This is a genomic window from Pirellulaceae bacterium, from assembly GCA_019636385.1.
Lineage (GTDB): Bacteria > Planctomycetota > Planctomycetia > Pirellulales > Pirellulaceae > Aureliella.
Window position 1 is genome coordinate 1,160,219 of sequence record JAHBXT010000002.1, and the last position, 20,449, is coordinate 1,180,667.

Annotated in this window: 18 protein-coding genes; 10 read left to right on the plus strand and 8 right to left on the minus strand. The window is 54.8% G+C overall.

Features of this window, described 5'->3' with window-relative positions; translation table 11 throughout:
* The first annotated feature begins 682 nt into the window (after window positions 1-682).
* Together KF752_09865 and KF752_09870 are read left to right on the plus strand one after the other, a co-directional pair.
* Window positions 683-838 (plus strand): hypothetical protein, encoded by a 156-nt coding sequence (locus KF752_09865; protein ID MBX3421846.1) that lies wholly within the window; start codon window positions 683-685, stop codon window positions 836-838.
* Between the two features lie 365 nt (window positions 839-1,203).
* Window positions 1,204-1,728 carry a DUF1569 domain-containing protein gene (locus KF752_09870; protein ID MBX3421847.1) on the plus strand — a complete coding sequence of 175 codons (525 nt, stop codon included), beginning with the start codon at window positions 1,204-1,206 and terminating at the stop codon, window positions 1,726-1,728.
* Between the two features lie 167 nt (window positions 1,729-1,895).
* On the opposite strand, the gene KF752_09875 is transcribed toward KF752_09870, so the two are convergent.
* From KF752_09875 to rpe, 4 genes are all read right to left on the minus strand, one after another.
* A complete protein-coding gene (locus KF752_09875) occupies window positions 1,896-2,813 on the minus strand; it encodes a serine/threonine protein kinase (protein MBX3421848.1) in 918 nt (305 codons plus the stop codon).
* Between the two features lie 27 nt (window positions 2,814-2,840).
* A complete protein-coding gene (gene accD, locus KF752_09880; protein ID MBX3421849.1) occupies window positions 2,841-3,680 on the minus strand; it encodes an acetyl-CoA carboxylase, carboxyltransferase subunit beta in 840 nt (279 codons plus the stop codon).
* Window positions 3,681-3,866: 186 nt separating this feature from the next.
* Entirely contained in the window at window positions 3,867-4,454 is a 588-nt protein-coding gene (locus tag KF752_09885; GenBank protein ID MBX3421850.1) for a histidine phosphatase family protein, read from the minus strand.
* A gap of 23 nt (window positions 4,455-4,477) precedes the next feature.
* Entirely contained in the window at window positions 4,478-5,182 is a 705-nt protein-coding gene (gene rpe / locus KF752_09890; protein MBX3421851.1) for a ribulose-phosphate 3-epimerase, read from the minus strand.
* A 445-nt stretch (window positions 5,183-5,627) separates the two neighbouring features.
* Here rpe and KF752_09895 point away from each other — a divergent pair, with 445 nt between their 5' ends.
* The 7 genes from KF752_09895 (at window position 5,628) to KF752_09925 (ending at window position 14,737) form a co-directional block, all read left to right on the plus strand.
* Window positions 5,628-6,620, plus strand: a complete 993-nt coding sequence (locus tag KF752_09895) for a glutamine synthetase beta-grasp domain-containing protein (GenBank protein ID MBX3421852.1) — start codon at window positions 5,628-5,630, stop codon at window positions 6,618-6,620.
* Between the two features lie 569 nt (window positions 6,621-7,189).
* Window positions 7,190-8,401: a group II intron reverse transcriptase/maturase gene (gene ltrA, locus KF752_09900; GenBank protein ID MBX3421853.1), complete on the plus strand. Its 1,212-nt coding sequence runs from the start codon at window positions 7,190-7,192 to the stop codon at window positions 8,399-8,401.
* 182 nt (window positions 8,402-8,583) lie between these two features.
* Window positions 8,584-9,813 carry a serine/threonine-protein phosphatase gene (locus KF752_09905; protein ID MBX3421854.1) on the plus strand — a complete coding sequence of 410 codons (1,230 nt, stop codon included), beginning with the start codon at window positions 8,584-8,586 and terminating at the stop codon, window positions 9,811-9,813.
* 221 nt (window positions 9,814-10,034) lie between these two features.
* Window positions 10,035-10,997: a phosphatidate cytidylyltransferase gene (locus KF752_09910; protein MBX3421855.1), complete on the plus strand. Its 963-nt coding sequence runs from the start codon at window positions 10,035-10,037 to the stop codon at window positions 10,995-10,997.
* Window positions 10,998-11,038: 41 nt separating this feature from the next.
* Entirely contained in the window at window positions 11,039-11,383 is a 345-nt protein-coding gene (locus tag KF752_09915) for a histidine triad nucleotide-binding protein (protein MBX3421856.1), read from the plus strand.
* 99 nt (window positions 11,384-11,482) lie between these two features.
* Window positions 11,483-13,102 (plus strand): ribulokinase, encoded by a 1,620-nt coding sequence (locus KF752_09920; protein ID MBX3421857.1) that lies wholly within the window; start codon window positions 11,483-11,485, stop codon window positions 13,100-13,102.
* Window positions 13,103-13,129: 27 nt separating this feature from the next.
* Complete coding sequence (locus KF752_09925; GenBank protein ID MBX3421858.1) at window positions 13,130-14,737, plus strand: L-fucose/L-arabinose isomerase family protein; 1,608 nt, start codon at window positions 13,130-13,132, stop codon at window positions 14,735-14,737.
* A gap of 16 nt (window positions 14,738-14,753) precedes the next feature.
* On the opposite strand, the gene KF752_09930 is transcribed toward KF752_09925, so the two are convergent.
* From KF752_09930 to KF752_09945, 4 genes are all read right to left on the minus strand, one after another.
* Window positions 14,754-15,668, minus strand: coding sequence for a dihydrodipicolinate synthase family protein (locus tag KF752_09930; protein MBX3421859.1), 915 nt, complete (start codon window positions 15,666-15,668; stop codon window positions 14,754-14,756).
* A 218-nt stretch (window positions 15,669-15,886) separates the two neighbouring features.
* A complete protein-coding gene (locus KF752_09935; GenBank protein MBX3421860.1) occupies window positions 15,887-16,453 on the minus strand; it encodes an elongation factor P in 567 nt (188 codons plus the stop codon).
* A gap of 51 nt (window positions 16,454-16,504) precedes the next feature.
* Window positions 16,505-17,287 carry a hypothetical protein gene (locus KF752_09940; protein MBX3421861.1) on the minus strand — a complete coding sequence of 261 codons (783 nt, stop codon included), beginning with the start codon at window positions 17,285-17,287 and terminating at the stop codon, window positions 16,505-16,507.
* Between the two features lie 225 nt (window positions 17,288-17,512).
* A complete protein-coding gene (locus tag KF752_09945) occupies window positions 17,513-19,000 on the minus strand; it encodes a hypothetical protein (protein MBX3421862.1) in 1,488 nt (495 codons plus the stop codon).
* Between the two features lie 431 nt (window positions 19,001-19,431).
* Here KF752_09945 and argC point away from each other — a divergent pair, with 431 nt between their 5' ends.
* A complete protein-coding gene (argC, locus tag KF752_09950) occupies window positions 19,432-20,445 on the plus strand; it encodes an N-acetyl-gamma-glutamyl-phosphate reductase (protein ID MBX3421863.1) in 1,014 nt (337 codons plus the stop codon).
* The last annotated feature ends 4 nt before the right edge of the window (window positions 20,446-20,449 follow it).

Consider the following 20,449-nt stretch of genomic DNA (forward strand, 5'->3'; position numbering starts at 1 on the left):
CGGTGTTCTCTAAGACACGAAATGGGTCGTTCCTGGCGGTAGTGGATGATCAGCAGTGCAGTATGTCCCTTGCTTGGCGAACAAGTTGACATCCGCAGATAGCCTGCTTGTTGAATCGTCGGCCGACACAGCTAATTCTCACTCGACGAAAATCAGTCTCTGTCGAATCAAGCTGGTTGAAGTCTCTCGGGGTACTATACCCGAATACATCTCACTGCCGGACACGGCGGTCGGTTCTAAAGTTGCGGGGAGTTATCGCAAGCTGGCGAGGTGGAAACGAGCAGCCTGGGCTGCAGAGCCCTAAGAAGCCAATCGCTGCAATAAGACTTCTGTGAGGTTAAGCCACTACAGCCATGCCCTACCACTCAATACTGAATATCCCACCAATACCCTTTATGAGTGCTTGCCATTGCAAGAACTGCAATGATCGTTTAATCTCGTCTTTGTCAAATCCCCATGGAAACTGATGAGTTTCTTGTTGGCCCTGAAGCTGCCTACGGAACCGAAGGTTACATGTTCGAATCATGTTGGGTGTATTAGACTTACGTCAATTTGAAATCACGTGTCAGAGATTGTTGTCAGAGATTAATGGGGTAAAGTTTGTAGATTTTCCCCTGTTGTGGGTCCTCGTGTTGGCTGGTTTTTGCGTCCGCTCCGGTTTTTTCTGTCCGGAGACCCACAAATGTTCTATTACACGCCTAAGCCTTTCTACCGGCCAGCTCGTAAGACTTGGTACACTCAGGCTTCCTCCGATAGGCCGATCTGCCTGGGCATGGGCATGGGCATGGGCATGGGCATGGACGCTACCTTCAGCCCCTACCACCAGAGATTACTCTGATTATCGGGCGAGCGCCAGGCTATGTCTTGCTGAATTCTTAGAATAGCCCATGGAGGCCCGCCAAGACAAATTGGACATTTAAGCGCGTCTGGGTCGCCATCGCTAGGTGACGGTTCGCAAAGTATGTCGCCTAATCAGCCGGACGTCAGCGCACTGCGGCGGTGTTGGCCGGTTGTATTGTCGGCAATCAACTCATTACACTTACGATAGTGCCCGATGGATCGCCGACGGTAGCGACGTGCCAAGCTTGCCTTGGCTCTACTAGATCCAATCAGGAAGGCGCTTGAGAAGTTGCGTGCGAGTTGCAGATCGAGCGGTTCCTGATGGTGAGTGACTTGGCCGTATCCGCGTGATTTGGTTGGTTAATTGACTCAGACCATCGATTCAATGCAACACGGGGAGATTCACCGATTAGACGTAAGCTGCAGTTTGACACCCTACCAGAGGCGGTTCTGGAAGCAGAAAGGCTACTCGAGAGCGGGTACGAGAAGACTGGAAACTGGGACTTGACTCAGTGCTGCAATCACATAACCAAGGTAATGCTATATCCAATCGATGGATTTCCTCGGTTCCCTGTGCACATGCAGATTGCCACACGGCTCATGCGTTACACCATTGCACCGATCATGTTGAAAAGAATTTTGAGTACAAATCGATGGCCCGCAGGCGTTCCCACTGATACACAGTCACTGCCGGTCGAAACTGGGCGTGATCGACCTGCCGTCGAACAATTCAAACTGGCGGTCACTAGACTGCTAACATTCGATGGCCCTTGGCAGACATCGCCATTGTTTGGCTTACTGGAGAAAGAGCAACTAGTACACTTGCACAGAATTCACACCGCACATCACCTCGGGTTCCTTGTGCCAAAACCTGACCAAGCCGAATAATTGGGCAAGGACGATCCCTTTGGGGACGCGCATACCCCACAGCTTCGATCCTCCGGGATACAGCGGTTCGCTGGAGCCATTGAGGTGTAAAGGCCAGGCAAATTGCAAAATCGGCGACCACAAATTTGGGGTGGGCGGTACTCAGTGAACTGGCTGGTAGGCAGAGACTATGGACTAACTTCCTGCTCAACCTTTTTGAGCTGCTGGACGAAGAGTTCCATTGTCTGAACGCGGTCCTTGGGGTCGGGTTGAATGCTGAGCATGATTAGATTGGCCAAGTTGCGGTTCAATTCCGGGCGCAGTTCAAGAATGCTTCTGGGGTTAGACGAGTCGTGATTGAGCGCGGCCATGCCGCTGGTTTCGCCACCAGGCCAGGGGAGTTCGAACGTTAGCAGCTGATATACTGAAACGCCTAACGCAAAAATGTCCAGTCGCTGATCGGTGGCGCGACGGCGCACAATCTCCGGTGCCATATACAGCGGCGTACCGGTGCGATTGCCGGGTCGCATAAAGGGTTCGGTAGCGGGAACGGTCAGGCCAAAGTCAATCAGCTTGAGCTGCAGTATATCCGGACTACAGATAAAATTTCGCGGGCAGATATCGCGGTGGATGAAACCGCGTTTGTGGACATAATTCAGGGCATCGGCCATCTGGCGAATGAGGCCCAAGCGTTTGCCTTGCAGACGCTCCAAATCCTTCAGTTGAATCAAGCTGTTCAGACCGGGACCGTCAATGAACTCCATGACCAAATAGGGTTCATTCTTGATGGTGCGACCGTATTCCAACGTCTTGATGATATTGGGGTGGTCCATGCCGACGGCGACTTCGCCTTCGGGTGGTTTCTGCAAACCCTTGAAGCGACTCTCGAAAAAATTGAATTTCTCCAGGTCGCACAACTTAAGTCCCACAATCTTGCCCGACTCGCGATCGCGGGCCGCATAGAAACGGCTCATCGTACCGCTGACTGCAGTCTTGAGCCGTTCGAAGCGGGCGTCGATATCAACGCGCGTTCGCGCCTTGATGGCGGATGCTGCGCCAGGCGATTTTTTGCCGCCAAACCAGGCTAGTTTGTCAAAGAGCCCCATCGTACTGCAGCCTACATCTAACGAGTACTACTTGCCGCAATAGTCGATGGCCCGAGCGATTTCGTTTTTGATGCGAGCCCGCTCGACAATCCGATCGATGAATCCGTGGGCCAACAGGAATTCGCTGGTTTGGAAGCCTGGCGGCAGTTCCAATTTGATGGTGGCTTTGATCGTTCGCGGACCGGCAAATCCGATCAGCGCTTTGGGCTCGGCAAAAATCAGATCGCCCAGCGAAGCGAAGCTGGCCGCGACACCTCCCATCGTCGGATTGGTGAGCACCGAAATATACAGTCCACCAGCAGCATGGTAGCGTGATATTGCTGCTGAGACTTTGGCCATCTGCATCAACGAAAGTATGCCTTCATGCATACGCGCCCCTCCGCCCGAACCACTAATGATAATCAGCGGCAATTGTTGCTCGGTAGCTCGTTCGACTAAGCGAGTCAGTCGTTCGCCAACAACCGACCCCATGCTGCCCATAATAAACGCCGAATCGGTCACGCCGATGGCCACCCGACGGGCGCGGATCATTCCGGTTCCCGTCAGCGACGCATCGGTCAAGCCAGTGCGCTGTTGCTCGCCAATTAATCGTTCGCGATAGGGTTTGGAGTCAGCGAAAGCAAGTGGATCTGTGGGAGACAATTGTGCATCCCACTCTTCAAACGTACCGACATCCAAGACCTGCAGAATGCGATCTGGGGCGGATACATAGAAGTGGTAGCTGCATTTGGGGCAGACGTTCAGCATCCGCTCCGCTTCCTTGCGGTAAATGATGGCCTTGCAGCCGGGACATTTCATCCACAAGCCGTCAGGGACACCGCGTTTTTCAGGCATGGTTTGTTCTTGTGCTAATTCAGCGGAAGCCATGATTACACTCAACACTCCCTTGATAATTCACTTAGGCCGCCGCGAGCAGTCACCTACTGGCCAGGTTTCTCATCGGCTATGTTTCTCATCTACAGTCGCTCGCACCACTCCGCCAGCCTACGCTCTGGCGAGCCCAACTACAAGCAAGCGTAGCGACGCGAGCTGGCCTGGCGTTAGTTTACTTGCCTATGCCGGTTCCAGCGACGGCTGTCCCGAGGTCTCCAGCTGTGTGACTTGATAGGTACCACTGTCGATTTCGGATTTCCAGATGTCGGTCATTCTACCGCCCGATAACGCGTGTCGTGCAATCGTTGCCAGGGGCTCTGGGATCAACAGGCCAATGCGACCATCGCGATGTTTGGACAGCAGCTTGCTGAGCACGGCCTCGATTCGCTTGGTGGCATCGCCTATGGTTTCACCTCCTGGGGGAGACGCGTTCTGCGGATCCTCTTGGAGCTGTCGATACAGTGTGGGCTGTAATCGCTTGACTTCACTTTGCAGACGGCCTTGCCACAGGCCATGGTCTAAATTGTGCAGGCTGTCGAGCGTGCGTTGGCGGCTGAAATTCCGTTCGCCGATCGCTTCGGCAGTCTGCTGTGCCGACGTGCAGGGTGCCACATAGAGGCAATCCATTTTTACGGCTTGGAGTTCGATTGACAGTTGCTGGGCCTGCTCCCGCCCCTTGTCGGACAGCGGAATACCCAGTGCGCCCTTGATGCGGCCGGCTTCGTCAAAAGCGGTACTACCTGGACGAATAATCAAGATTTCTAACATACAAGACTTTGCTAATTACAACTTCAGCCGCACATGGCATCGGACAGTTGATCAATGGCCTGTCGATAATCCGGCTGATTAAAAATGGCCGAGCCCACCACCAATAGTTGGGCACCAGCTTGGACGCACGAACCAATCGTTTGTCGATTGACTCCTCCGTCAATCTCGAGCAGTAAACCTGGATGCGAAGTTTTTACACTCCGCAACTTGTCCAATGCAATTGGATTAAACGCCTGTCCCCCAAATCCCGCCTGGACGCTCATGGCTAGCAATAGATCGCACTGATCCAAGCAATCTTCTAACTCTTGCAACGCTGTCCCCGGATTGACGGCAATTCCGGCGGCAATACCAGCCCGGCGGATGGCTTCCAACAGGGGAGGCTTCTCGGCCTGAATCTCTGCGTGAATGGTCAGGCAATCGGCTCCGGCGTCGACAAACTGTTGCCAGTACCGTTCGGGGTGCGACATCATTAGATGAACATCTAAGGGAAGCTTGGTCAACTTGCGCACAGCTGCCACGATGGGCATGCCGTAGGTGAAATTGGGGACAAAATTTCCGTCCATGACATCCAAATGGAACCCTGTTACACCAGCGGCTTCTAGTCGCTCAATTTCAGCGTGCAAATTTCCGAAGTCGCACTGCAGGAGGCTTGGCAGGATCGCCGGACTGTGCTGGATAAGTGGACGCAGGCTCCGGCTGCCTAATTCGTTTTCCATAAGCTCAATCATTCTGTGAGCGGATCAGAAACGCAAGTCCCACCTGTTGGGGGCTGCAAAGAATTCCGTATCTAGCCTGGAATGCCTGCGACAACTGGAACACCCACAGGCGATACCTTGACCATAATGCTCTAGCAATTTTTTGTGGCTGGATTACAAACTAAGGCGTCTCAAGATGCCATTTTACCAGCCTTACAGGCGGTTAAAATCTCGCAGCTGGAGGATTGCACAATCCTCTGTGTCGGACCACCACAAACAGTCGAGTGTCGCCAATTGATTACACCCACAAGGCGTGGTATGCTTACCGCCTTGGCGGTCGCAACGTCGTGTGATGCTGCCTGTAGGTCTCTATGCTGTGGTGTATAGCTGGCGGTGTATAGCCGGCGTGGCAGTCCTGTTTCTGAGTTCTTTAACAGAATTGAAAGAGAGTTGTATGTCCTCGGATTCCAAGTACAAGCTGGAGTATGTGTGGCTGGATGGTTATTTGCCTGAGCCAAATCTGCGCAGTAAGACGAAGATCGTCTCCAAGGCTCCGGGATCGGTGGCCGATCTGCCGATCTGGGGTTTTGATGGTAGTTCAACGCAGCAGGCCGAAGGCAAGAGTTCTGACTGCGTACTCAAGCCGGTCGCGCTGTACCCTGACAGCACTCGCAAGAACGGCTTCTTGGTGATGTCGGAAGTACTGCTGCCGGACGGAACGCCTCACCCATCAAACTTCCGCGCCACAGTGGGTGACGCTGACGATTTGTGGATTGGATTCGAGCAAGAGTACTTCTTCTACGAAGACGGCCGCCCACTAGGCTTCCCCAAAGATGGATATCCTGGTCCGCAAGGCCCTTACTACACCGGTGTTGGCTACAAGAATGTTGGCGACATCGCGCGACAAGTAGTTGAAGAACACATCGACATCACCCTGGACGCTGGCATCAACATTGAAGGCATCAATGCCGAAGTTGCCAAGGGACAGTGGGAATTCCAAATTTTCTCAGCCGGATCGAAAAAGGCTGGCGACGACATGTGGATTGCCCGTTATCTGATGTTGCGTCTGGCTGAGAAGTACGGTTTGGATGTGGAATTCCATTGCAAGCCAATCAAGGGTGACTGGAATGGTTCCGGCATGCACACCAATTTTTCCACGAAGTACATGCGTGAAACGGGTGGCGAAGCTTATTTCAATAAGTTGATGGCAGCCTTTGAGAAGTACGCCAACGAGCACATCGCTGCGTATGGCCCCGACAATCATCTTCGATTGACCGGACTGCACGAAACTCAGTCGATCGACAAGTTCAATTGGGGCGTGGCCAATCGCGGTGCTTCGCTGCGGATTCCGCATTCGTTCATGAACAACAACTACAAGGGCTACATCGAAGATCGTCGCCCCAATTCTCAAGCCGATCCCTACAAAATCTTGTCTCGCCTGCTCAAGACAATCAAGGAAGTTGAAGGCTAATTCGGGGCCTCGCCCTAGGTCTGCCGACAACGGTTGGTACAATAGCGACGCCGTTCTCCCCAGTGAGAACGGCGTTTTTCGTTGTGCGTCAGGCATGACGCGAAGCGTCATTGACTGACGCTCGCAACTGGTAAGCGAAAGCGAACCAGGAATTAGCTTGTCGGGTGCAAGTCCCGATGGAGGCCTTGATGACAGGAACTCCTCGCCGAACTGCAAGGGTGTCAGGGGCGACCCTGAATCTGAAGGAAGCAGCAGGCAAACTCCCGGGTCCGAAAAACACGAACCACATACGAGGCGACGGCTTGCTGGGCGAGAGCGCAATGAGACTCCATGCCCGATCTCATTCGGAGCAAGCGGGCGGATATGTGGCGGATATACGAGAGGAAACTTAGGCGACTTACCCTGAGAGATCTGCGGCGATACTGCACAGCTAGTTGCTTCGCGAGAAGCAGCGATGTCACCGCAGAAGTCAGCCGAGGCCATAGTAGTCGGAGGCTTCAGCCGACCAAGGGCCGAACTAGTTTTAACCGTTTGGTGCAAAGTATTCGCGAAGTCAGGCAGAAGCAGACATGACGGCTGAGAGGCCCGAGCGACCAACGAAGGTAAGTGGCGGAACCGCTGAGGGTAGTTCGTGCGCGCGTCAAACACTTCCGGCATGCAATGAGACCACCGAACATTCAGTCACCGTCACGATGGAGGAGGTGCTAAGCCGCAGCAATATGTTGCAGGCGTATCACAGAGTCGTTGGCAACAAAGGTGCCGCAGGCGTCGACGGGATGACCGTCGATGAATTGTGGGCTTACTGCCAAGAGCACTGGGAACGCCACCGGGAAGAACTGCTCAGGGGAACGTATCGCCCGAGCCCTGTGCGAAAGGTAGAAATACCCAAGCCCGGCGGCAAAGGGATGCGGATGCTGGGCATACCGACAGTGCTCCATCGCTTGATCCAGCAAGCTCTGCAGCAAGTGCTCACTCGGCTCTACGATCCGATGTTCTCGGACTCTAGCTTCGGGTATCGTCGCGGCCGGAGTACGCATCAGGCTTTGGATCGGGCCAAGGAACACATCGCATCGGGCCACCGCTGGGTCGTCCACATGGCTCTGGAAAAGTTCTTTGATCGCGTCAATCACGACATCCTGATGAGTCGTCTGGCACGCCAGATCAAAGACAAACGCATCCTGAAACTGATCCGCTTGTATCTGCAAGCTGGCATCATGGATGGCGGCGTTGTGAATCCACGCAGCGGGGGGACGCCGCAAGGTGGCCCGCTCTCACCGCTACTTTCTAACGTCTTGCTCGATGAGCTGGACAAGGAGTTGAAACGTCGCGACCACAAGTTCGTTCGCTACGCCGACGATTGTAACATTTATGTTCGCAGTCGCCGCGCCGGTGAGCGCGTGCTTGATGGGATCCAACGCCTCAAGGGGCGTCTACGCGAGGAACTTCGCAAGGCACGCGGTCGCAACGTGCGCAGGGTGCTTGCCAAGTTGCAGCCGGTCTTGGTCGGTTGGGTGTCGTACTACCGGAAGAGCGAAGCGAAGAAGACGTTCGAGGACCTCGACCAGTGGTTTCGTCGCAAGCTGCGCGCCGTTTACTGGCGTCAGTGGAAACGTCCCGCCAAACGAGCCCGCGAACTGATCCGCCTAGGCACCGACCGCGTTCGCGCGTGGGCTAGTCTCAACAACGGACATGGCCCTTGGTGGAATGCTGGTGCAAGCCACACGAACCAGGCCTTGCCCGCCCGCTATTTTACGCAATTGGGGCTGACCAGCCTCGTCTAGAAGTGTCATGAATTGAATCGCCCGTTACACTAGGACCGCCGTATACGGAACCGTACGTACGGTGGTGTGAGAGGACGGCGGGAGCAATCCCGCCTCCTAACCGTTGATAGTGCCGAATCGCTCGATGTCGATCAACAAGGTGTCGAACGCAATAAACTACTCGTTCAGTGATCGCATGTCTCATGCAGGAAGCCAAGAACACGCAACGCGCATTGGTGCGCATCGGATTTGATGGGACGGTCTCCAAACAGTTCCGTGGCCCTGAAGCTGACAAGAGATTTGCCAACGAAGCACGTGTGCTGCGGTATCTGGAATCGCGGCGCTGTCCGTTTGTGCCGCGCTTGCTGTCCGCTAACGAACAGACACTGGAGATTCTGACAACCAATTGTGGTGCGCGCGTTCAGCATCTGACCGATGCGAAGGTGGCCGAGATTTTTGCCGAGCTCGAAAAATTCGGAGTGCGCCACGATGATCCGTTCTTGCGGAATGTAACTTATCGTGCTCAAGATGGTCGCTTCTGCGTGATCGACTTCGAGTTCGCGGAGATCATTGGCCAGGCGCCACCGGCGGATGTCGCCGCGGCTGGGCCGGCGCAGGTGATCGCACAAACCATTCAATGGTCTGGCATGTCCGATCGGGGTCGATTTCGACCAAACAATGAAGACCATTTCCTGGGGATGCTGCTGGATCATCGTGGCTTACGGTACTTGGGCAAGACCGGTCAAGCCAAAATGGAGGCAGCCGATTTTATTTTTGCCGTCAGCGATGGCATGGGCGGGGCCAGATCGGGCGAGTTCGCCAGCCGCATCGCTGTCGATAAGATCACGCTGCAATTACCCAAACAGTTCAGCTTGGTTGAAGATCGCTTCTCGGCCTACAGCAGCGAGATTCTACAGGAGCTGTTCAGTAGCATCCATGCCGAGATGATTCGACTGGGACGCTACGATGCGAATTGCCGCGACATGGGAACGACCTTGACGTTGGCCTGGTTTCGACGCGGACGCGTCTACTATGGGCACATTGGCGACAGCCGTCTGTATTATCTGCCAGCCTCAGGTGGAATTGAGCAGATTTCGGAGGATCACACGCACGTGGGTTGGCTTCGACGGACTGGCAAAATCAACGAACGTGAACACCGACAACATCCTCGAAAGAACGTGTTGCTACAAGCGCTGGGGGCCGGTCATCGCTATTTGAATCCGCAAATCGGGGCGCTCGACTACCAACCCGGCGATCAGTTCGTATTATGTAGCGATGGTGTGATCGAGGGACTGTGGGATCGTGGCATCGAAGATCTAGTGCGCTGCCCAGCCGCAGAAGACACTCGATCGTCGGCTCAGCGACTGGTCAGTACAGCAGTTGCTGAGTCAGGCCGCGACAACGCCACCGCTGTGGTAGTGGCTGTTGAGTGATAAGTCGTATTAACTAGAGTTGGCGAATCGGACTTAGTTGCGTGTTGAAAACTGCATTAGTATCGTGTATCTGCATCTGCCTGGTACTGGGCAATGGCCAGGCGCGGGCCGATTCCAACGAGTCCCCTGAACCGGCCGCAACCTCAGTCCCCGCTGCTGCGCCGGCGGAAGTTCCAATCTTGGGAGATGCCGACACTCAAGTCGATTTGTTTCCCACCTTCATGCTGGTCGGTGTCATTATGGTGGCTTTGGCGATTGCCTCCATCGCTAGCCAGTACTTGCGTCGTCAGCCTTCAGAGCGGATCAACCCGGCTCTGATGAACAAGTTCAATCAACGCGTCAATGCCTGGTGGCTGATGTCAGCCATTTTGGCGTTTAGCATCTTGATCCATGCGATTGGGACCGTAGTGCTGTTTGCGTTGGTATCGTTTTGGGGACTGCGCGAATTCATTACCATGGCTCCCACTCGCCGTGGCGATCATCGCGCGCTGTTCTGGGCGCTGATTGTGTTCACTCCATTGCAGTACGTGCTGATCGGTTTAGAACGCTTAGGGTGGTTTAAGTCGGTCGACTACTATGGCCTGTATAGCATTATGATTCCGGTGTACGCTTCGATTTTTGTACCCGCTCGCATTGCGCTGTCCGGCGATCACAAGCGTTACCTGGAGCGATCGGCCCAGATTACGTCTGGGCTGCTGATTTGTGTGTATGCCTTCAGCCACGCTCCAGCACTGATCAATTTGAAATTGGCCGGTAGCGATGGGCGCCCCTGGGGAGGAAGTACCATTGGTCTATTTTTCTTCTTTGTGCTGCTGTCGCAGTTGTCCGAGATCCTACAGTGGACTTGGAGCCAAGTGGTCGGAAAGCACTTAATTGCCGAAGAGATCAGCACCAGCCGCACTTGGGAAGGATTTATCGGCGGTACGCTTTCTCTGGGCATTGTGGGGGCGGTGCTGTGGTGGGTCACGCCGTTCACCATTTGGGAAGCCGCCTGCATGTCCATGGTCATTGGTGTTATGGGGATGTTCGGTGGCATGACGATGAGCGCGATCAAGCGCGATCGCGGTGTAACCGATTATGGATCGCTGGTGGCCGGGCACGCTGGAGTCCTGGATCGCATCGATACGCTCTGCTTTGCAGCACCTGTCTTCTATCATTTGACACGATTCTTTTTTACGCATTAGGCGCGGCGCACATGGCTACCTCGTCGTTGTAGGAGATTTCGATGACCGACACCATATTTGGCAAAATCATTCGCCGTGAGATCCCCGCCAAGATTGTCCACGAAGATGAGCTGTGCCTCGCGTTTCATGACGTTGCCCCTCAAGCCCCTGTGCACGTGTTGGTGATTCCCAAGAAGCCTATCGCTTCACTGAATGAATTGAGCAATGAAGACCAGCCGCTGCTGGGGCACTTGTGGATGACGATCCAGCGTCTGGCCCAGCAGCTAGAAGTCGCTCAGTCGGGCTATCGTGTGGTTGTGAACTGCGGCGCGCACGGTGGTCAGTCCGTAGATCACTTGCATTTTCACATTCTGGGCGGGCGACCTCTCAACTGGCCTCCAGGCTAGCGCTTGGGCATTGCACAATCGGCGCGACAGTTCACCACGAACACGCAGAATATCGCGAACTATCAGTTCTCCGTTATGGCTCTATCAAGTGTGTTTCCTATGAATCGAAATCAATCGCCCATTGCACTTGGATTGGACTTTGGCACGGAGAGCGTGCGAGCGATTCTGGTCGACTGCACTGGTCAGCCATGCGGAAACGGCACGCACAGTTATCGTCACGGACAGATCATCGATCGATTGCCTGGCACTGAGCAGCAATTGCCGCCCCATTATGCGCTACAGTCGCCAGACGATTGGCTCGAGTCGGCTCGACTGGCCGTACAGGCAGCCCTGAACGAACAGCCTGTGGACCCCACTCGAATCGTCGGCATAGGCGTTGACTTCACGAGCTGTACAATGCTGCCGACTTTAGCCGATGGTACCCCACTGTGCCGTTTGGCAGAATTGGCACAACAACCGCTGGCGTGGCCAAAACTCTGGAAGCACCACGGGGCTATCAAACAGACGGAGCGCATGAACGCTATCGCCACAGAACAACGCCAACCGTTCTTGAATCGTTACGGGGGTGTGATTGGCCTAGAGTGGTTCTTTCCGAAAATGTTGGAGACCATTGAATTGGCTCCGCAAGTTGCTGAGGCAGCCGAAGTTTGGCTGGAGGCTGGCGACTGGTTTGTGTGGCAACTTACCGGTGGTTCGGCGGCCGACATGGCTCGCTCGACATGCCAAGCTGGCTACAAAGCACTATGGTCTGCCGAAGCTGGTTACGCCACAGCTCAATATCTGGCATCGGTACATCCACTACTGGCCGAAGCTGCTGAGCGGCGCATGCCGGGCCGGCTCCTTTCGCCGGGACAACGGGCCGGATCGCTATGTAAGCAAATGGCCAGTGCAATGGGACTGCCTGCGGGAATCGCGGTGTCGGCAGCGATTATCGATGCGCATGCTGCGGTGCCTGGCGTGGGCGTGGCAGACCCGGATGTATTGGTGATGGTGCTGGGAACTAGCAGTTGCCATATGCTCAATAGCACCGCCAACCGCAATGTGCCAGGTATAGCCGGAATTGTTCAGGGGGGCATCCTGCCAGAACTGTACGGCTATGAAACGGGTCAAGCCGCTGTAGGCGATGCGTTCGCTTGGTTGATTAAACTGTTACAGCAACCGGACTTTGCCGACATCTCGCGACAGGCGCAAGCCCTGCCGCCCGGTGCCGATGGCGTCCTGTGTCTAGATTGGATGAACGGTTGCCGTACGCCATTGATGGATGGAGCCTTGAAAGGCGCTTTCGCTGGACTGACGCTGGCCACAACTCCGGCGCACCTGTATCGCGCGTTATTGGAAGCATCGGCCTACGGGCTGAGATGGATTGTGGAGCTATTACGTGACGGCGGCGTTCCAGTAAAACGCTTTGTGGCAACAGGCGGTTTGCCGCACCACAATCCAGAACTGATTCAGATTTATTGCGACGTGTTAGGTGCAGATATTGAGATTCATCCGAGTCAACATGCTTGCGCTGTAGGCGCCGCTGTGCTGGGCATGTTCGCCGCCGGCCACCAGGCTAGTGGCTTTAGCAATCTGTCCGCTGCGGCCCAGGCCATGGCCAGCACGCCCTCCGGTCAGCGGAAGATTGTTTCGGCCAACCCGTCCGCCTCGGTCGCTTACCAACAACATTACGCGCGTTATCGCCGCTTGGCCGATGCGGTCCGACAATTGAATTTTTAACGCTTTAGCTTCTCACAAGGAGTCACGATGTCCGGTCCTGTATTTCTCATCGCTTCAGGTGATCTGCGCGAATCTGCCAATCGCGTGTGCTGGGCGGCTCAACAACAGATGGAAGCCGATCTCACTGCAGCCATCAACTCTCTAGGCTATCAAGTCCAACGGGCACATCCGTACCACGCCGCGCGAGGCCACGGATTCTTGTCCTCGCAGCGAGAAGGGCTAGACGTGTTTCGGCGGCTTGATCCGGACTGCCCCCTTATCATTGCCGAGGCGGTCTGGCAGTACTCGCATCATGTGTTGCCAGGTTTAACAACACACCGTGGCCCCATTTTGACAGTTGCCAATTGGTCGGGCCAATGGCCGGGCCTGGTGGGAATGTTGAATCTGAACGGGTCGCTCACCAAGGCGGGAGTGCGCTACAGCTCGTTGTGGAGCGAGACATTTACAGATCAATGGTTTGTCGATCAACTGGCCGATTGGCTGCGTAGCGGCAGCGTCCAACATGATTTGTCGCATGTGCGCCGGTTTGATCCGGCAGCAGCTTTGCCTCAAGCTCAGCAAATTGGAAGTAAGGTAGCCGCCGAACTACTGAAGAACAAAGCCATCATGGGGGTATTTGATGAAGGCTGCATGGGCATGTTCAATGCCATCATCCCCGATGCACTGTTAAATAAAACCGGCGTTTTCAAAGAACGACTCAGTCAGTCCGCATTGTACTTTGAGACACGCCAAGTCAGCGATCACGAAGCTCAGGCCGTCAGACAGTGGTTAGATGCTGCCGGAATGAAGTTCCACACCGGTCCAAATCACGCCACGGATTTGACCGATGCACAGATTCTTGATCAGTGCCGCATGTACATCGCCGCAGTTCGTATTGCCGACGACTTTGGTTGTGACTGCATTGGCATTCAGTATCAACAGGGCTTAAAGGATTTGCTGCCAGCCAGCGATTTGGTTGAAGGTTTATTGAATGACAGTCAGCGACCACCGGTCAAGTCGCGCGACGGCGCGCGTGAACTATTTGCCGGCCGGCCGGTAACCCACTTTAATGAAGTTGATGAGTGCGCTGGATTAGACGGATTGCTGATCCAGCGGATTCACACGGCCTTAGGACAGCCGCCCGAAAACACGCTTCACGACCTGCGCTGGTCGGATCGTGACCACAGCGGAACGACGGATCAAGAAGTGTGGGTTCTGGAGATCAGCGGCGCAGTTCCCGCCTCGCACTTCGACGGCGGTTGGTCGGCTGCCGAGGGCTTTCGACAGCCGGCCATGTATTTTCCTTCGGGCGGCAGCACTATACGTGGCGTCAGCAAGCCGGGGGATGTAGTCTGGTCACGCATCTTTGTGGAAGACAATCGCTTGAAAATGGACCTTGGTCGGCTCTCTGCTGTGGCCCTTCCCAGCCAGGAAACCCAGCGCCGCTGGGACAACACCACGCCCCAGTGGCCAATTATGCACGCAGTGCTGCACGGAGTCTCCCGCAATCAGATGATGGCTCGCCACAAGGCCAACCACATTCAAGTAGCCTACGCAACATCGGCCGCTGACGCTCGCTTGGCCCTGCAAGCCCGAGCCGTCGCGGCGCATGAACTGGGCATTGAGGTGTCGTGTTGCGGCGACTGCAATTTCTAAAGTCACGCCAGTAAGCTCATGGCAGATAGCCATGGCGCTTGAAATTATCTAGCCACTCACGCACGGCCAGTTGACTCTGCTGTGGAAGGTCACGCCACGGTGGAGCCAGCTTGCCGCTACACAGACCTGCCAATTGCAGAGCATATTTCAGCCCTGGCAGGTATGCAGAACCGTAAGCGCCCTGCTCGTAAAGCATTTGCAATTCGTCAATGACGACCTGCAGACGAGTGCGCTCCTGCACTTGACCGCTGGAGGCCGCGCGATACATGTCTACGAATAGGCGTGGACACAAATTGGCCCCTCCCGTAACGCCACCGGCCGCGCCCAGGTCAATCGCCTGCGCCAGCAGCGCTTCCGGACCAATCATCACCGGCCAGTCTGGCCGCTGAGCCTGGGCCATCGCAACGGCTTGCTGAAAATACTGCAAGTCGCCAGAACTGTCCTTGAGACCAACGATATTCCGATGTTGCGTTAATGCCAACAGCGTGTCGTCGGCAATGTCGATGCGCACGCAACTGGGCATATTGTAGAGCATCAACGGCAGAGGTAATTCGTCGGCCAGTTGCCTGAACCATTGCAACAACTCTGCCTGATGAATTGCGAAATAAAACGGCGCTGCAGCCACCGCTGCCGTAGCACCGTGTTCGGCCGCGAAGCGCCCCAGATCGACCGCTTCGCTCATAGAGGAATGCGTAATTCCAACCAACAGTGGCCGATCACTGCCAGACATCAGTTGCGCAGTGCGCTGGATCAGTTCGCGCTGCACTCGACCGCTTAAACTTGGCGCTTCGCCGGTTGTGCCTAAGATAAACAGGCCGTTGACGTCGCCTTGCAGTTGATGAGCTACCAGGCGCTCTAACCCTGCGATATCCAGGCTCTCATAGGTCGTTAACGGCGTTGCCAGTGGTGGTACGATGCCATGACAAATCATAATTGATAATCGAAGTAAGATGTAAGGATGTAAATAGAATTGACTTGTCGTTTGCAGGATTCGCAGGGCGGGAACCACGGAGCCGTTTCAATTGGCATGAGCTGACCCAATAATTCAAATGGTATTGCTGAACACTTCGACTATCCGTGGCTCGACTAGCAGCCGCTCGGGGCCTCGCACCGTCCCACCTTGCATGGGCCCCAATGGGAATGAGTGCACTAAGCCCGTGACAGAAATTCACCTGACTCAGTACTAACTTTGATCTTTTCGCCCTGCTTAATGTATTCAGGTACCTGGACGGTCAGACCGGTCTCCAGCACGGCCGGTTTGGTGCGAGCGGTGGCTGAATTACCGCGAATTGCCGGATCACATTCGACAATGTTCAATTCCGTCGCGCTGGGCAATTGAATGCCGACACACTCGTCTTGGTAGATCAACGCGTAAATGCTTTCTGTTTCTTCAGTGATGAACTTCAGTTGCTCCTCAATCGTTGCGATGGCAATCGCATATTGGTTGTAATCTTCTTGATCCATGAAGTGCGCCTGATCGGCATCCTTGTACATCAACTTGACTGGACGCTTGTGAAAGTCAGCTTCCGGACAGTTGTCGGTACCTTTGAGCGTCAGATCAACCTTTTGCTTGGTTATTAAGTTGCGCGCGCGGAACTTATACAGTGTCGATGCGCCTCGAGCGCTGGGCGACTGAACTGCAACGGATTCGATCATGATGGGATCTCCGCTGTCATGCACGACTACGGAACCCGGCTTCATCTCTTTGGCTTGCATTACCAATCCTATTATCTTTGAACGATGTGGTGAATTAAATGTTTAGATGAATCAGAATCGCCGCCGGCCAGCCGTATCGGACCGCGAAGAATCGGCGTTGTCGGCATCCTCATCTTTCTGACGCTGGCGAAGGATTTGTTCGTATCGCGACATCAACTCAGGAGTCATGTGCTGTAGTGCCAGCCGGTTATAGACCCGAGCCGATTGAATTCTGCCGGCCAACTCAGCTTCTCGGACTAACTTTTGGTAATGTTGAATGTTGGATACTGTCAATTCAGGGTGAAATGGATTAGGCCAGGTCCGCTGAGCTAATTCACTTGGCCCGCGCAAGGTGCGCTGAAAGTCCTGATAGTCTCCCCGAGCCAGTGGCTTCAAATCCTGCTCCTGCTGTTGTGTCGGTAGCTGCCGCTTGATACCCGATGCTGCACCGCCAATAGCGCCCGACGGCAATGAGGCCGTCTGTAGGCTGCTTGAATTTGGACCGGCCGCCAACAGGGCCTGATCCAATGCATCCAAATCAATAATGTGGGCACTCAGGGAAAAATTCCCTGCAGAGCCTGTAGTCGATAATTGACGATTCGAGCCACTGCTGTTCGATGCGCCAAATGCACCAGCAGAGCCGGCCAGCCAAGCCGCGCCACCGTCAGGCACAATAATACCGCCGGAGTAGGCTAGCTGCCTGGTGGCTGGCAACTGAACAACTTGCGCAATCGCATCAGTGGACAGCGGCATCAGCCAACCCGTCGCACCGATCATTAACAGCCAACACCATGACCGCCAGACAAGTCTCGTAGCCAGATTCGCTTGATCGTTGGCGACGGATGAACACAACATAAAATACTCCCAGACTCGCTCCCACACGTGCCATGTCTGCACATGACATATTGCAATCTAACCTGCCGCACCGGGTTTCGTCAACGTCCGGCAGCTGATGTGACAACCGTACAAGTACGGCCCACTTGGGTCAGTGGTTGACAATTCGAACAGACAAAAAAATATCAAGGCGACAGGACCTTGCATTGACCAGGAAAATTCGCTGATGCGGTGGCAATCATAGCATCAGCCGGCTGGCGGTGCGACGCGGCCGGGCTCTGCACCTTCACCCACGTAGAATTCAGCCCAAACAGGCAGTTGCTGGCTGATCTCAGCGGCCTGCTGAAGCGACAGATTAAATTGCCGCAGAAAGTCCAGAACACCGCTGCGGCCGGTGTATTCACAGGTACCTCGAGTCGGAAACAGCATCCCGCTACTGACTGCTTGCCCCGCTAAGTCCGTCGTTAGGTCGCTGGCAGCAAAACGAATGGAATCTGCCCGCAGATTGGCCATCTGATGAATATTACCGGCGAAGTCGCCAGTCAAGATCACGTCATCTTCTTGGCGACCATCATTGACGACGGCATGAATCAGATGTGGCAAAAAAGCTTGTTCACTAGCCGCGCTGCTGGGATTGATGCATACATTGACCAACGTAAACGTGAATGCTTGATCGGATGGTAGCTCGGCACACCGAAACCAAGCGACCAGCGGCTCGTGGGTCACAAGATTCTCAGGGTCATCTACTGAGTACAGTTGATACCGATCGGTTAGTGCGCGATTGGTATCAAACAGGAAGGCAAGCTGCTGAGTCATTCCGCTTGGCCCTGTGCGCGGTCCAATCAAGTAGTCATAGGCGCGCTGCGCCCCAGATGAGTTTAATCGTTCAACAAGTTGGGGTAATGCGTCATCGCGATCCGTTTGTATTCCTTGCAAGGCGACGATATCAAAATTTCGGATGATGGCAGTCAGCGCTTCCATGACTTGCGGCTTCGCCAGTTTGGTGGTGTTCAAAGGATGAACGTTGAATGAGGCGATGCGAATTACAGACAAACGATCCGGCCTGGAATGGCTCGCGATCATGCTGCCTGGAGCCATGGAGGATGCGCCTGTCGCCGCCGGGGAAGTACCAGGCAAACGCGGTAATCCAATCTGGTTTGAAGCCACTGGCTGAGGCCCGCTTGATGTGCGGCGCGTCAGCTCCAAGTCTGGGGTCAGCGGAATCGGAGGGCTTACAGGAAACGACGTAGCCGCATTAATTTCGCGGCCGATTCCTTGATAGCTGCCGTCGCCCGGCGGTTGCGCACTGCCGACTAAGCTGCTTAGCCCGTTAGCGCCATTTTGTCCAATTTGAGCAGCGGTCAGGGATTTTGTGCCTGATTGCGTTAGCCCAGATATCTTGTGAGAAAGCTGATCCTGCATTACCGCCAGCTTTTCGCCCAAGTTAAGCTGTGGTTGCCAGGGTGGCAGTGAATCGAAAATACTAGATGCAGCGGCGGGTGAGGTATTCATGCCGCCTGTGTATGAATAGTAGTCCGTTGGCGATACCGAGGGCAGTGCCCCATTCCAGCCCGCCTGGCCGTACAGGCCGGGCTGAGGTTGTTGATGATTGTGCTGAGTAGGCCGGGTCTCAAGGCGCAGCTGCTCTAAGCCGCGCAGCTGATAGTTGTTGGCTAGATAAGCCAAGGCCGACCCGGCGGCGAACAGTATGGGCCAACGCTTGCGAATGACCATCGAATAGATCCTCTTTGCATGTCTCAGCGAAACAACGCTGAGTCTCGTAATGCGGGCGAGCCTGCCACCATGCGCCTCGTCACGCCCGTCACACTGAAATCCTGTTCGTCAGCAGAAAATGGCTATCCTGCTTGGGCTTCAGCGTGAATCGCAACTAGGATCCATCCCAGAACACACGGTTGAAGTATCGTCTGTAATTCCTGGTCCGGGTCAATATTCCGAACCAAATCATGTTCAACCATGTCTCCTCGGTGCGGGCTGTGCATAAAAAGTCGAGCGAAGTGCTAGCGTAAAGAATGCCGGGTGGAAAAGCTGACTCGATTTCCAACGGTAGAGTAAGACGTGTAGGCCCCCTGAACCCAATCGGTGTAACTGGTACAATCTCGACCCGTTCGTGAACGATGACAGTTTTTACGGGAGAGACGATTCCCATGATTCGCGTCGGAATAGTGGGTTGTTCAGGTTATACAGCCATTGAGGCCATCAAAATATTGCTGCGCCACCCCGAGGCTTCGATCACTGTGGCCACTAGCCGCCAGGCAGATGGCGGCACAATCGCCGACTTGCATCCGGCTCTGCACCAGCGGCTTAGCTTAGTGGTTGAGGACTTGGCCCCCAGCGATATCGCGGCCGGGTGTGACGTGGCTTTTTGTTGCTTGCCTCATGGTGCCTCCGCACCCATTGTTTCAAGTTTGCTGCAAAGTGACTGCCGGGTGATTGACCTGAGCGCCGACTACCGGCTGAGCACTCCCGAACTATATCAACAATGGTACGGCGACCAGCATCCCGATCCAGGGCGTCTTGGTCAAACACCTTACGGGCTTCCAGAACTGTTTCGTGATCAGATTCGTACGGCTCAATTGGTTGCCAATCCAGGGTGCTATCCCACCAGCGCGATCCTACCACTGACGCCGCTGATACAGGAAGGGCTGATCGAAGCCGATGGGATTGTGGTTGACTCGAAGAGCGGTGCCAGCGGGGCTGGTCGAACAGCCAAGCTGACCAATCTGTATTCCGAGGTCAATGAGTCGTTCTCGGCTTATGGCGTGGGTACGCACCGCCATCAACCGGAGATCGTTGATATTGTCGGTCGCCGTTGTGGAGTTTTTCCGAACCTGATTTTTACACCACACTTGGTGCCGATGGATCGCGGCATCTTATCTACCATCTACGTCCGTCCTCGTGACGGCGTCACGGCCAATCAAGTGCGTGAGTGTTTGAGCGCGTATTACCAGAATGAACCGTTCGTACGTGTGCGGTCAAATCTCCCCAGTACCAAGTTCGTGGCCAATACAAACTATTGTGATTTGGCGGTCCGCGCGAACGGTGGTTGGATCATTTTGCTGTCTGCGCTGGACAATCTAGTTAAAGGAGCGTCTGGAGCTGCGGTGCAATGCATGAATGTAATGTTTGATCAACCCGAAGCACTAGGACTTGGAGCCTGAAGCG

What these genes read in the sequence shown, in the direction of transcription:
- KF752_09910 (MBX3421855.1), top strand. Translation starts at nt 10,035, where the DNA reads ATGCTGGTCGGTGTCATTATGGTGGCTTTGGCGATTGCCTCCATCGCT.
- KF752_09920 (MBX3421857.1), top strand. Translation starts at nt 11,483, where the DNA reads ATGAATCGAAATCAATCGCCCATTGCACTTGGATTGGACTTTGGCACG.
- KF752_09945 (MBX3421862.1), bottom strand. Translation starts at nt 19,000, where the DNA reads ATGGTCATTCGCAAGCGTTGGCCCATACTGTTCGCCGCCGGGTCGGCC.
- KF752_09865 (MBX3421846.1), top strand. Translation starts at nt 683, where the DNA reads ATGTTCTATTACACGCCTAAGCCTTTCTACCGGCCAGCTCGTAAGACT.
- KF752_09940 (MBX3421861.1), bottom strand. Translation starts at nt 17,287, where the DNA reads ATGTTGTGTTCATCCGTCGCCAACGATCAAGCGAATCTGGCTACGAGA.
- KF752_09915 (MBX3421856.1), top strand. Translation starts at nt 11,039, where the DNA reads ATGACCGACACCATATTTGGCAAAATCATTCGCCGTGAGATCCCCGCC.
- KF752_09875 (MBX3421848.1), bottom strand. Translation starts at nt 2,813, where the DNA reads ATGGGGCTCTTTGACAAACTAGCCTGGTTTGGCGGCAAAAAATCGCCT.
- KF752_09905 (MBX3421854.1), top strand. Translation starts at nt 8,584, where the DNA reads ATGCAGGAAGCCAAGAACACGCAACGCGCATTGGTGCGCATCGGATTT.
- argC (MBX3421863.1), top strand. Translation starts at nt 19,432, where the DNA reads ATGATTCGCGTCGGAATAGTGGGTTGTTCAGGTTATACAGCCATTGAG.
- KF752_09930 (MBX3421859.1), bottom strand. Translation starts at nt 15,668, where the DNA reads ATGATTTGTCATGGCATCGTACCACCACTGGCAACGCCGTTAACGACC.
- ltrA (MBX3421853.1), top strand. Translation starts at nt 7,190, where the DNA reads ATGACGGCTGAGAGGCCCGAGCGACCAACGAAGGTAAGTGGCGGAACC.
- KF752_09935 (MBX3421860.1), bottom strand. Translation starts at nt 16,453, where the DNA reads ATGCAAGCCAAAGAGATGAAGCCGGGTTCCGTAGTCGTGCATGACAGC.
- KF752_09885 (MBX3421850.1), bottom strand. Translation starts at nt 4,454, where the DNA reads ATGTTAGAAATCTTGATTATTCGTCCAGGTAGTACCGCTTTTGACGAA.
- rpe (MBX3421851.1), bottom strand. Translation starts at nt 5,182, where the DNA reads ATGATTGAGCTTATGGAAAACGAATTAGGCAGCCGGAGCCTGCGTCCA.
- accD (MBX3421849.1), bottom strand. Translation starts at nt 3,680, where the DNA reads ATGGCTTCCGCTGAATTAGCACAAGAACAAACCATGCCTGAAAAACGC.
- KF752_09925 (MBX3421858.1), top strand. Translation starts at nt 13,130, where the DNA reads ATGTCCGGTCCTGTATTTCTCATCGCTTCAGGTGATCTGCGCGAATCT.